The 11,771-nt window shown below is 74.3% G+C and carries 10 protein-coding genes; 5 read left to right on the plus strand and 5 right to left on the minus strand.

Annotated features, from left to right (window positions below; genetic code table 11):
• The gene (locus NLX94_RS13460; protein WP_374683945.1) at window positions 1-1,206 is read right to left on the minus strand and encodes an RNA polymerase sigma factor; all 1,206 of its coding nucleotides are present in this window, start codon (window positions 1,204-1,206) and stop codon (window positions 1-3) included.
• A gap of 85 nt (window positions 1,207-1,291) precedes the next feature.
• Here NLX94_RS13460 and NLX94_RS13465 point away from each other — a divergent pair, with 85 nt between their 5' ends.
• On the plus strand, window positions 1,292-1,873 hold the full coding sequence (locus NLX94_RS13465) for a hypothetical protein (RefSeq protein ID WP_254382943.1): 582 nt from the start codon (window positions 1,292-1,294) through the stop codon (window positions 1,871-1,873).
• Entirely contained in the window at window positions 1,870-2,838 is a 969-nt protein-coding gene (locus NLX94_RS13470; protein WP_254382944.1) for a nucleotidyl transferase AbiEii/AbiGii toxin family protein, read from the plus strand. The genes NLX94_RS13465 and NLX94_RS13470 overlap by 4 nt, the downstream gene beginning before the upstream one ends.
• On the opposite strand, the gene NLX94_RS13475 is transcribed toward NLX94_RS13470, so the two are convergent.
• The 4 genes from NLX94_RS13475 to NLX94_RS13490 all read right to left on the minus strand — a co-directional run bounded on the left by NLX94_RS13475 (window position 2,835) and on the right by NLX94_RS13490 (window position 7,787).
• Window positions 2,835-4,967, minus strand: coding sequence for a molybdopterin oxidoreductase family protein (locus NLX94_RS13475; RefSeq protein ID WP_254382945.1), 2,133 nt, complete (start codon window positions 4,965-4,967; stop codon window positions 2,835-2,837). The genes NLX94_RS13470 and NLX94_RS13475 overlap by 4 nt on opposite strands.
• A gap of 123 nt (window positions 4,968-5,090) precedes the next feature.
• Entirely contained in the window at window positions 5,091-5,861 is a 771-nt protein-coding gene (locus NLX94_RS13480) for a glucose 1-dehydrogenase (protein ID WP_254382946.1), read from the minus strand.
• Between the two features lie 71 nt (window positions 5,862-5,932).
• On the minus strand, window positions 5,933-6,550 hold the full coding sequence (locus NLX94_RS13485) for a vancomycin high temperature exclusion protein (protein ID WP_254383351.1): 618 nt from the start codon (window positions 6,548-6,550) through the stop codon (window positions 5,933-5,935).
• A gap of 226 nt (window positions 6,551-6,776) precedes the next feature.
• Window positions 6,777-7,787 carry a hypothetical protein gene (locus NLX94_RS13490; RefSeq protein ID WP_254382947.1) on the minus strand — a complete coding sequence of 337 codons (1,011 nt, stop codon included), beginning with the start codon at window positions 7,785-7,787 and terminating at the stop codon, window positions 6,777-6,779.
• Window positions 7,788-8,220: 433 nt separating this feature from the next.
• On the opposite strand from NLX94_RS13490, the gene NLX94_RS13495 reads away from it, so the two are divergent.
• From NLX94_RS13495 to NLX94_RS13505, 3 genes are all read left to right on the plus strand, one after another.
• Window positions 8,221-8,967 carry a sirohydrochlorin chelatase gene (locus NLX94_RS13495; protein ID WP_254382948.1) on the plus strand — a complete coding sequence of 249 codons (747 nt, stop codon included), beginning with the start codon at window positions 8,221-8,223 and terminating at the stop codon, window positions 8,965-8,967.
• A 76-nt stretch (window positions 8,968-9,043) separates the two neighbouring features.
• Complete coding sequence (locus NLX94_RS13500; RefSeq protein ID WP_254382949.1) at window positions 9,044-10,387, plus strand: deoxyguanosinetriphosphate triphosphohydrolase; 1,344 nt, start codon at window positions 9,044-9,046, stop codon at window positions 10,385-10,387.
• 93 nt (window positions 10,388-10,480) lie between these two features.
• Window positions 10,481-11,755: an FAD-dependent oxidoreductase gene (locus NLX94_RS13505; RefSeq protein WP_254382950.1), complete on the plus strand. Its 1,275-nt coding sequence runs from the start codon at window positions 10,481-10,483 to the stop codon at window positions 11,753-11,755.
• The last annotated feature ends 16 nt before the right edge of the window (window positions 11,756-11,771 follow it).

The raw sequence follows: 11,771 nt of genomic DNA on the forward strand, positions 1-11,771 counted from the left end.
TCAGTCCAGATAGCCGCGCAGCTGGTCCGCGAAGGCGTGGTCGCGCAGTTTGCTGAGGGTCTTGGACTCGATCTGGCGGATCCGCTCCCGGGTCACCCCGAAGATCCGCCCGATCTCCTCCAGGGTGCGCGGCCGCCCGTCGGCGAGCCCGTAGCGGAGCTGGACGACCTTGCGCTCCCGCTCCCCGAGGGTCGAGAGCACCGCTTCCAGGTGTTCGCGGAGCAGGAAGAACGCGGCCGATTCCACCGGCGAGGCGGCGTCCCCGTCCTCGATGAGGTCGCCGAGCGCGACATCGTCCTCCTCGCCCACGGGTGCGTGCAGCGAGACCGGCTCCTGCGCGAGGCGCAGCACCTCCAGGACCCGCTCGGGGGTCAGCTCCAGGTGGACGGCGACCTCCTCGGCGGTGGGTTTGTACCCCCGCTCCTGGAGCATGCGGCGCTGGACGCGCACGACGCGGTTGATCAGTTCGACGACGTGGACGGGGACCCGGATGGTGCGGGCCTGGTCGGCCAGCGCCCGGGACATGGCCTGGCGGATCCACCAAGTGGCGTAGGTGGAGAACTTGTAGCCGCGGGCGTAGTCGAACTTCTCCACGGCGCGGATCAGTCCGAGGTTCCCCTCCTGGACCAGGTCGAGCATGGTGAGTCCGCGGCCGACGTAGCGCTTGGCCACGGAGACGACGAGCCGCAGGTTCGACTCGATGAGGCGGCGTTTGGCCATGCGGCCCATGACGACCAGCTTGTCGAGGTCGAGCGTGAGCTGCAGGTCGAGCGGGGCTCCGCTGCCGAGCTTCTCCTCCGCGAACAGGCCCGCCTCCACGCGCCGCGCGAGCTCGACCTCCTCGACGGCGGTGAGCAGCGGGATCCTGCCTATCTCGCGCAGGTACTGCCGGAAGAGGTCGGCGGACGGTCCCGCTCCGCCGGTGCCCTCGGCGGCGCGCTTGCGCGGCGCGGGCACCTTCTCCAGCAGCTCCGGGCCCTCCAACTCCTCGGGCTCTTCGGCCTCCTCGGCCTCCTCCTCGTGCATGGCGTCGGCCTCTGCCTCGGGCTCGGGCTCTTCGGCCGCGGGCACTCCGGCGGGCGGGCTGACGGTGACGGTCAGGCTCTGGGTCTGCACGGGGGCGACCTCCACAGGGCTCCGAGGACGGGTGCACCGCACCTCAGTGTGGGGTACGACACATCGCTGCCACGAGGGGCGTGCGACCACTTTCTGGGTCCGGTGCGTAACCCATCGTTACCCCCGGACCAGAACCCCGATGCGGATCGGACGCATGTCCGAGAGGATCGACGTCATGTCTGCGTACGAAACCCACGTCACCGTGCGCTGCCCGGATCCGGCGGAGCTGGCGCGGCTCGAATCCTGGGCGGCGGAGCGGGAGTTGAAGGTGACCCACATCGTGCTGGCCCGGGGCCGGATGCCCTCGCAGCCGATGCTGACGCTGCCCGGCCGGGACGGGCACGAGGTCCTGCTGCCCCGGCTGCGCGCGGCCGGCTTCGACCCGGTCCGGGTCAAGGTGGAGACCGTCCCGTGGACCGCGGAGCCCCCGGGGCCGGGCGGCGGCTACTTCGAGCACCACCTCAAGCTGCGGCTCCCGGCCGACTGGGACCGGGCCGCCCTGGAGTCCCTCGTGGTCCCGCACGGCGCGCACGTGTCGTGGAACGCCCGCCGGGTCCTGCCGGGAGCCGGGCAGGAACGTTTCGTGACCCAGCGGTGGCGGGGTACGGCGGAGGGGGCGACGGCGGCGTGCGACGCGCTGGTCGCGGCGCTGGCCGGGGCCGGGTACGAAATCCGCTCGGAGGAGCGGGAGTTCGTGCTGTACGACAGTGACCTGTCGGTGGACGACGGGTGGATCGAGGAGGGGACGCCATCATGAGCGGCCAGGAGTGGAAGCCGTCGATTCCGGGCGGACCGGACGACCCCGCGGAGCCGGAGGCGGAGCGGTGGCGACGGAGGGACCAGCGGCCCCGGACCCTGAGGACGGGCGACCGGGGCGATTCGAGCGCGGTGGCCTTCGATCCCGCCCTCAAGCACTTCACCGAGGCGTACCGGGCACTGGACCCGGTGATCCCGGAGCCGGCGGAGCGAGCAGCCTGGCGGTCGGCCCGACGGGCGGCGATGGACGTGGCGTTGGGCGCGGTCGGGGCCTCGGGCGACGCCGGGTCGCTGGTGCTGCGCGGCAGCATGCTGATGTCCCAGTGGTTCGGGAAGACCGCGCGGGAACCGCACGACCTGGACTTCGTCGTGGTCCCCGCGGACTGGATGATCGAGGAGGACCGTACCGGGCGGATGCTGGACGCGATCGCGGCCGGGGCCGAGCGGCTGGCCCCGTACAGCGGCCTGGTGATGCCGGCGTCGGAGGCGGTCTCCGAGTACATCTGGACGTACGAGCGCGTTCCGGGGCGCAGGCTTGTCCTGCCCTGGTCCGCACCGGGGATGCGGGGCGGTCAGGTCCAGCTGGACTTCGTCTTCAACGAGCCCCTGCCGGCCCGGCCCGAGCCCGTGTTGGTGGCGGGGGTGCCGCTGCTGGGGGCCACCCGGGAACTGTCCCTCGCCTGGAAGCTGTTGTGGCTGGCCGGGGACCTGTACCCGCAGGGCAAGGACCTCTACGACGCGGTCCTGCTGGCGGAGGCCTGCGCGCTGCCGTACCCGCTGCTGGCGGACGTGTTCCGGCTCTCCGGGGAGTTCGGGCAGGAGTCGCCCGCCCCAGCGCACTTCGAGGAGCTCGCGCGGACGGACTGGGACACGTTCCACGCGGAGTACCCGGGGATCCCCGGCTCCGCCGAGTCCTGCACGAACCGCCTGCTGCGAGCGCTCGAGCCGACCTTCGCCGCCGGCTAGGCCGGTTCCACCCGGACCGCGCAGACCTTGAACTCCGGCATGCGGGAGACCGGGTCCAGCGCCGGGTTGGTCAGGGAGTTGGCGCGGCCCTCGCCCGGCCAGTGGAAGGGCATGAAGACGGTGTCCGCACGGATGGTGTCCGTGACGCGGGCCGGGGCGACCGCGCGGCCGCGGCGGGAGGTGACCGCGAGGGGGGCTCCGTCGACCGCGCCGATGCGGGCCGCGAGGCGGGGGTGGAGTTCCACGAAGGGGCCGGGGGCGGCTTCGTTGAGCTCGTCCACCCGGCGGGTCTGCGCGCCCGACTGGTACTGGGCGACGACCCGGCCGGTGGTGAGCAGGAGCGGGTACTCGGAGTCGGGGACCTCGGCGGCGTCCCGGTGGGAGACGGGCACGAAGCGGGCCCGGCCGTCCTCGGTGGCGAAGCGGTCCAGGAAGAGGCGCGGGGTGCCGGGGTGGGGCTCCGCGGCGGGTCCGGCTTCGGGTCCGGCTTCGGGTCCGGCGGCGGGCCCGGGGGCCGCGGGGCAGGGCCAGAAGACGCCCTGTTCCGCTTCGATGCGGGCGTAGGTGATGCCCGAGTAGTCCGCCGGGCCGCCCGCCGAGGCGCGGCGCAACTCCTCGAAGACCACCTCGGGTTCGGTCGGGAAGGCCTTCGGCACGCCGAGGCGGGCGGCGAGGCCTTGCAGGACCTCCAGGTCGGAGCGGACCCCCGGCGGCGGGGTGAGGGCCCGGCGGCGGAGCAGGACGCGGCCCTCCAGGTTGGTGGTGGTGCCGGTCTCCTCCGCCCACTGGGTGACCGGGAGCACCACGTCGGCCAGGGCCGCCGTCTCGGAGAGGACCACGTCGGCGACGGCCAGGAAGTCCAGGGAGCGGATGCGTTCCTCGATGTGGGCGGCGCGCGGGGCCGAGACCACCGGGTTGGAGCCCATCAGGAGCAGGGCCTTGACGTCCGAGCCGAGCGCGTCGAGGAGTTCGTACGCACTGCGGCCCGGGCCCGGGAGGCTGTCGGGGTCGATCCCCCAGACCCCGGCGACGTGGGCCCGGGCCGCCGGGTCGGTCAGTTTGCGGTAGCCGGGGAGCTGGTCGGCCTTCTGGCCGTGTTCGCGGCCGCCCTGGCCGTTGCCCTGGCCGGTGAGGCAGCCGTAGCCGGAGAGCGGGCGGCCGGCCCGGCCGGTGGCGAGGCAGAGGTTGATCCAGGCCCCGACGGTGTCGGTGCCCTTGGACTGCTGCTCGGGGCCGCGCGCGGTGAGGACCATCGCGGAGTCGGGAGCGCAGAACATCGCCACCGCCTCGCGGAGCTTCGGCACCGGCACGCCCGTGATGCGCTCCACCAGCTCCGGCCAGTGCGCCATCGCGGCCGCGCGGGCCTCCTCCCAGCCGCTGGTGCGCCCGGCGATGAACTCCTCGTCCGTGTGGCCGCCGGCGACGACGAGGTGCAGCAGGCCGAGCGCCAGGGCCAGGTCGGTGCCGGGGCGCGGGGCCAGGTGCAGGTCGGCCTGTTCGGCGGTGCGCGTGCGGCGCGGGTCCACCACGATCAGCGTGCCGCCGTTCTCCCGGAGTTCCCGGAAGAAGCGCAGGGCGGGCGGCATGGTGTCGGCGGGGTTGGAGCCGACGAGGATGACGCAGCCGGTCCGGGGGATGTCCTCCAGCGGGAAGGGCAGCCCCCGGTCGAGCCCGAAGGCCCGCTGGTGCGCGGCGGCGGCCGAGGACATGCAGAACCGGCCGTTGTAGTCGATCTGCGAGGTCCCGAGCGCGATGCGGGCGAACTTCCCGAGGGCGTACGCCTTCTCGTTGGTCAGCCCGCCGCCGCCGAACACCCCGACCGCGTCCGCCCCGTACGACCGCCGCGTGCGGGCGAGGCCCTCGGCGACGGCGTCCAGGGCCTCCTCCCAGGTGGCCGGCTCCAGCCGCCCGGCGTGGGTGCGGACGAGCGGCTCGGTGAGGCGCACCCGGGAGGAGAGCACGGCGGGGGCGGTGCGGCCCTTGCCGCACAGCGCGCCCCGGTTCACGGGGAAGTCCCCCCGCTCCTCCACGACCACGCCGGCCCCGCCCGGCTCGGGGCGGAGGTTCATGCCGCACTGCAGCGCGCAGTACGGACAGTGCGTGGCGGTGACGGAGTCCGAGGTGTGCATACGGTCCAGCGTGCGTCGGCGGTGTTACGCGGGCCGCCGCCGCGCGTTACAACTCGGCGTGCTCCACCTCAGCGCCCCCGGCCGGCCCCGGTGAGGCCCGGCGGCGACCCGGCTGCGGCCCGGTCACTGCCCCGTCAGGTACTTCACCGTGAGGCCGGCCGTCCAGCCGCCGTCGACCGCGAGCTCGGCGCCCGTCATGTAGCCCGCGGCGTCCGAGAGGAGGAAGGCTACGGCGGCGGCGATCTCCTCGGGGAGGCCGACGCGGCCGAGGGGGGTGCCGGGGTAGTTGCCCTCGCCCGCCTGGATGCCGACCGGGGCCGTCATCGGGGTGAGGGTCATGCCGGGGTGGACGGAGTTGACCCGGATCCGGGATTCCGCGAGCTCCACCGCGCCGATCTTCGACAGTCCGCGCACGCCCCACTTGGAGGCTCCGTAGCCGGCGGTCAGGGCGAGGCCGGTGAGGCCGGCGGCGGAGGAGATGTTGACGATGGAGCCGCCGCCGTTCTCCCGCATCAGCGGGATCGCGGCCTTGATGCCTATGAAGGTGCCGACCAAGTTGATCTCGACGACCTTGCGGAAGTGCTCGACGCTCTCGTGCTCCAGGAACGCGCCGGAGGCGATGCCCGCGTTGTTGACCAGGCCGTCGATGCGGCCGAACTCGGCGAGGGCGAAGGCGAAGGCCGCGTCCCAGTCGGATTCGCTGGTCACGTCGTGGCGCAGGAAGCGCGCGGCGTCGCCGAGCTTGGCCGCGGTCTCGGCGCCCTCGGCCTCCAGGACATCGGTGATCAGCACCTTGCCGCCGCCGTCCACGACGGCCTGGGCAGCCGCCGCTCCGAGGCCGCGGGCCCCACCGGTGATGACGACGACCTTGCCGCTCAGATCCACAACAGCCACGGTTCCACACCCTCGTCCTGACGCATACGACTGATCGCTATATGACTAATCGGCATACGCCGATCGCGGCGTCAGTCTGCCAGAGAGGCCAGGGCCCGCGACACCCCCTCTTCCTTCGGTCCCAGGAACCGCGGATCCGGGCGGAAGGCCGCGTCCAGGGCCGCCTTGCCCGCCGCGAAGACCTCGCGGGCCCCGCCGTAGTACCAGGTCGCGTCGTGTACGTCGTCCACCCCGACCCCGTACGAGTCCACCCCCGCGGCCCTGCACAGCGCGACCGCCCGGCGGATGTGGAAGCCCTGGCTGATCAGCACCGCCCGGTGCACGCCGAAGACCTCCTTGGCCCGGACGCAGGAGTCCCACGAGTCGAAGCCCGCGTAGTCGCTGACGATCCGGCCGTCCGGCACTCCGTGTTCCGTCAGATACGTGCGCATCGCGTCGGGCTCGTCGTACTCGGTGCGGCTGTTGTCGCCGGTGACCAGGACGACCTTGATCCTTCCCGCGCGGTAGAGCTCGACGGCGGCGTCCAGCCGGTCGCGGAGGTACGGGGTCGGGCGGCCGTTCCACAGCAGCCCGGCGCCGAACACCATCGCCACCTCGGCGGCGGGCGCGTCCGCGGTGGTCCGCAGCCGGGGCCCGGCGGACGCGTGCGTCCACGCCGAGGGCAGCAGGGCCAGCACGCAGCCCGCCATCACCACCTGGACGGCCCGCCGCCGGGCCCGTACGGTCCGGGGCACCCCGATCCGGACGGCCTTCAGCCGCTCCCGCGCCGCCCCCGGCAGAACTCGTAGCCGACCTCGTAGCCCTGCGCGCCTCAATGCGATCCCCTTGTCGGTGCTGCGGATGTCATGCCGGTGTCCCGTCGTCTACGGACGCGTGTGCGGTCCGGGCGGTTGCCCGCCGTGGAGGGCCGGCAGCTCAGGACAGGCCCCTCACCACGGCGTACGCCGCTCCCCGCCCCAGCGCCGGAAGCAGGCAGGAGATCCACGCCGGCGCGCCCGCCACCGGGTGCGGGTGCCCGTACAGGGCGGGGAGGTGCAGGGCGAGGGCGAGCAGCAGCGCGGCGGTCCAGCAGAGCCGCGCGCGCCCGGAGCGCGGGAGGGCGCGCAACTCCTCCGGGTCCATCACCGCCGTGGCGGCCAGCCCGGCCCCCAGCACGAACAGCATCAGCAGCGTGGCCAGCAGGACCGCCTTGCGGGCCTCGTCCACCTGCGGGAACGGTTCCCAGGACCCCGGACCGGCCACGGACCGCAGGTCCTTGCGCTCGTCCACCCGGCCCTCCAGGGCGGGTTGCGAGGGTGCGTGGAGGAGCAGTACGCGGTCCCCCGCCTTCGGCTCCGCGTAGGTGTAGGCCGACGCCCGGACCGGCTCCGCGCTTCCCGGGACGGTCAGTTCGAGCCGGGAGGTCCACCCCAGCACCCGGCCCTCGCTGGTGTGGGCCTGCACTCCCGAGGGTGCGTGCGCCACCACGGCCGCCGCCACCACCGCGCCGGCGCGCCGCAGTTCGGGTTCCGGCTCCCGGTGGTGCTGCTGGAAGGAGGCCACGAGGAGGGTCGCGGACGCCAGGGCGATGAGCAGCCAGACCGTCACCTCACGCGCCCGCACGCCGAACGCCCCGGGGCGGGTGGTCACACCCGACCGGCCCCCGGACTTCGGGCCGGACCCCCCGGGCCCGAGCCACTCCGCGCCGCGCGCGCCCGGCCCGGACACCCCCGCGCCGGACCGCGCCGGACCGGCCTCACGCTGCGCCCAGGCCGCCAGGGCCGTGCTCAGGACGGCGGCGCCGGCGGCGGTCCAGCCCCAGAGGGCGATCCGGCCGAGCAGGTCGCCGGAGCCCCACGCACCGAGCGACAGCACGCAGGCGACGGCGGCCGCACCGCCGGACAGCCACGCGCAGCCGCGGGCCGCCCGGCTCACGAACCCGTTCACGGCTCCCCCGCGCATCCCCGCACCGCCCACCCGTCACCGCGACTGTCCCCGCACCCCTGTTTCCCGCGACCGTCTCACACCCGCCCGGCACGCCGTCCCCGGCCCCGTCCCCGAACCCCGCCCCCGGCCCGCGCCTCTGGCCCCGTCCCCGCGCCGCCGGCACCCCGCACGCCCCGATCCCACCCCCGCCGTCCACCCCCCTGTGAGCAGGCGGAAAACACCCGTCATCCCGGCGCAACGCATCGGCAACCTGCCGCCCGCAGGATCGGTTCATGACGGAGCCGGCGCACCCTCCCGAATTCCCGCCCCCGCCCCTCCCCTTGCCGTTGCCCCTGCCGCCCGCGACCACGGCGGAGCTGCTGACCCGGATCACCGCCCAGCTCGGTACGCAGCTCAGCGGTCTGCGCCCCCGACACCACGCAGGAGTCCTCCCATGCAGCAGCCCGCCCTCGTCGCCGTGGCCCACGGCAGCCGCGATCCGCGCGCCCTCCACACCGTCGAAGCCCTGCTCGAACGGGTCCGCGAGCTCCGCCCCCGCCTCGACGTCCGGCTCGGCCACATCGAGCTGAACCACCCGCTGCTGGAGCACACCCTCGAGCGGGCCTCCGGAGCCGCCGTCCTGGTGCCGCTGCTGCTCGGCCGCGGCACCCACGTCAAGCGGGACCTGCCGGCCGCCGCCGCCCGCGCCGGGCACCTGCGGACCCGGGTCGCCGCCCCGCTGGGCCCGCATCCGCTGCTCGTCGAGGCCCTGTACGAGCGGCTCGTGGAGGCCGGCTGGAGCGCCGGGTCGGCGGTGGTGCTGGCCGCCGCCGGGTCCCGCGACCCCGACTCCGCCGCCGACGTGCGGGCCACCGCCGACCTGCTCTCGGAACGGCTCGGCGGGGTGCCCGTGATGCCCGCCTACGCCTCGGGCACCGCGCCCTCCGTGCCCGGCGCCGTGCGGGCCCTGGCCGCGCGGGGCCTCCACCGGGTCGCGGTCGCCTCCTACTTCACCGCCCCGGGCCGCTTCGCCACCGCGAGCGCCGCAGCCGCGCCGGGGCCGGCGGCCGCACCGCTGGGGGCCCACCCCGCCCTGGCCCGGCTGGTGCTCCAGCGCTACGACGAAGCCCTGGCCGCGCTCGCAGGACCCGTAGGACGGGAGCAGTCGCGGGAGCAGCCGCTCGAACTGGCCACCGCGTAACGGCCGGGTCGGGTCCCAAACGCTCGGATTGCTCCTCTTGACTCGTCTTGTCGGTTCGTGCGGTTACCGTTTGACCATGGAAGGCATGGAAGGCACCACCGCACCTGTCCGACCCGCCCTCGACCTGCCCGGCGAGCCGTACGATCCCGCCGACACGGAGCGCTGGGCCACCGAGCCCGACAAGCGGCCCGGGCGGACCGCCTTCCAGCGCGACCGGGCCCGCGTGCTGCACTCCGCCGCCCTGCGCCGGCTCGCCGGGAAGACCCAGGTGGTGACTCCGGGGACGCGTTCGTACGACTGGGACGCGAGTCCCCGTACGCGGCTGACGCACTCCCTCGAGTGCGCCCAGGTCGGCCGCGAGCTCGGTGCCGCGCTCGGCTGCGATCCCGATCTGGTCGAAGCCGCCTGCCTGTCCCACGACATGGGGCACCCGCCCTTCGGCCACAACGGCGAGGAGGCGCTCAACGAGTTCGCCAAGGACTGCGGCGGCTTCGAGGGCAACGCCCAGTCGCTGCGGCTGCTGACCCGGCTGGAGCCGAAGCGGTTCGTCCCCGATCCGGCGAGCGGGGAGCTGGTCAGCGTCGGGCTCAACCTCACCCGGGCCTGCCTGGACGCCGCCACCAAGTACCCCTGGGCGCGCGGGGACCACCCCACCGACCCGGGCTCGGTGAAGTTCGGGGCCTACGAGGACGACCTGCCGGTCTTCGCCTGGCTGCGCCGCGGTGCGCCCGCGGACCGCAAGTGCTTCGAGGCGCAGGTGATGGACTGGTCGGACGACGTGGCGTACTCCGTCCACGACTTCGAGGACGGCCTGCACGCCGGGCACCTCGACCCGAACCTGCTCTTCGCCGAGCCCGAGCGCACCGAGATCTGGCGGGTGGCCATCGGCCGGTACGTGCCCTCCGACACCGAGCCGGAGGAGCTGCGCGAGGCGCTGGACCGTTTGATGGAGCAGGAGTGGTGGCCGCACGGGTACGACGGCTCGGCCGTGGCGCAGGCCCGGCTGAAGGACGCGACCAGCCAGCTGATCGGGCGGTTCTGCCTGGCCGCCGAGGGCGCCACCCGGCAGGCGTACGGGACGGGCCGGCTGACCCGGTACGCGGCGGAGCTGGTGGTGCCGCGCGAGGCGCGCAACGAGTGCGCGGTGCTGAAGGCGGTGGCCGACCTGTACGTCATGCAGCGCGACGAGCAGGAGCGGATCCGAGCCGATCAGCGCATCGTCCTGGCCGAACTCGCGGAGGCCGTCAGTGCCCGCGCGCCCGAGGGACTGGACCCGCAGTTCCGTGCGATCTTCGACGCGGCTCCGGACGACCGGGCCAGGAAGCGGGCGGTCGTGGACCAGATCGCGGCCCTCACGGACGCCTCCGCGCGCTCCCTGCACGCCCGCCTCACCCAGCGCACGCGACGCGCCGAAGGGTGAGCCGATCGGGCCACTCCCCCTTCACGCGGCACGCTGGGTGCGGGACGCTCGCATGTGGTCGCATGTGGCGCAGAGGTTATGAGGAGGCATCAGGTGGTCGACGCACACCGGACGTTCGTCATCGTCGGCGCAGGGCTGGCCGGGGCTAAGGCGGCCGAGACGCTGAGGTCCGAGGGGTTCACGGGGCGGGTGATCCTGATCGGCGACGAGCGCGAGCATCCCTACGAGCGCCCCCCGCTCTCCAAGGGCTACCTGGCGGGCAAGGAGGAGCGCGACAGCGTCTTCGTGCACGAGCCGTCCTGGTACGCGGCCTCCGACATCGAGCTGCACCTCGGCCAGCCCGCGGTCCACCTCGACCGGGAGGCCAAGAAGGTGGTCCTCGGCGACGGCACGGCGCTGCCCTACGACAGGCTGCTGCTCGCCACCGGCGCCGAACCGCGCCGGCTCGACATCCCCGGCACCGAACTCGTCGGGGTGCACCACCTGCGCCGGCTCTCGCACGCGGAGCGGCTGCGCAAGGCCCTGGCGGGCCTCGGCCGGGACAACGGGCACCTGCTGATCGCGGGGGCCGGCTGGATCGGCCTGGAGGTCGCCGCGGCGGCCCGCGGCTACGGGGCCGAGGTCACCGTGATCGAGCCGGCGCCGACCCCGCTGCACGCGGTGCTCGGCCCGGAGGTCGGCCGGCTCTTCGCCGACCTGCACACCGAGCACGGGGTCCGCTTCCACTTCGGCTCCCACCTGACGGAGATCGTCGGGCACGACGGCATGGTGCTGGCGGCCCGTACGGACGACGGGGAGGAGCACCCGGCGCACGCCGTCCTCGCGGCGATCGGGGCCGCCCCGCGGACCGCGCTGGCGGAGACCTCGGGCCTGGCCCTGGTGGACCGGGAGCACGGGGGCGGGATCGCCGTGGACGCCTCGCTGCGCACCTCGGACCCGGACGTGTTCGCGGTCGGGGACGTGGCAGCCGCGCACCACCCGGTGCTGGGGGCCCGGCTGCGGGTGGAGCACTGGGCGAACGCGCTCAACGGGGGGCCGGCCGCCGCGCGGGCGATGCTGGGGCAGGAGGTCTCGTACGACCGGGTTCCGTACTTCTTCTCCGACCAGTACGACGTGGGCCTGGAGTACTCGGGGTACGCCCCGGCGGGCGGCTACGACCAGGTGCTGATCCGCGGGGACGCGGGCAAGCGGGAGTTCATCGCCTTCTGGCTCTCGGACGGCCGGGTGCTGGCCGGGATGAACGTGAACGTGTGGGACGTGACCGAGGACATCCAGGCCCTGATCAGGTCGAAGGCGCCGGTGGACCGGGAGAAGCTGTCGGATCCGTCGATTCCGCTTTCGGTCCTGGTTCCGGCGGAGGGGGTCTGACGGGATTGTCTCCGCC

Origin of the sequence: Streptomyces sp. TBY4 (genome assembly GCF_024213195.1) — a bacterium.
Classification (GTDB): Bacteria; Actinomycetota; Actinomycetes; order Streptomycetales; family Streptomycetaceae; genus Streptomyces.

Coding starts and splice junctions, on each gene's coding strand:
- NLX94_RS13465 (WP_254382943.1), top strand. CDS start 1,292: ATGTCTGCGTACGAAACCCACGTCACCGTGCGCTGCCCGGATCCGGCG.
- NLX94_RS13470 (WP_254382944.1), top strand. CDS start 1,870: ATGAGCGGCCAGGAGTGGAAGCCGTCGATTCCGGGCGGACCGGACGAC.
- NLX94_RS13475 (WP_254382945.1), bottom strand. CDS start 4,967: ATGCACACCTCGGACTCCGTCACCGCCACGCACTGTCCGTACTGCGCG.
- NLX94_RS13485 (WP_254383351.1), bottom strand. CDS start 6,550: ATGGCGGGCTGCGTGCTGGCCCTGCTGCCCTCGGCGTGGACGCACGCG.
- NLX94_RS13495 (WP_254382948.1), top strand. CDS start 8,221: ATGCAGCAGCCCGCCCTCGTCGCCGTGGCCCACGGCAGCCGCGATCCG.
- NLX94_RS13500 (WP_254382949.1), top strand. CDS start 9,044: ATGGAAGGCATGGAAGGCACCACCGCACCTGTCCGACCCGCCCTCGAC.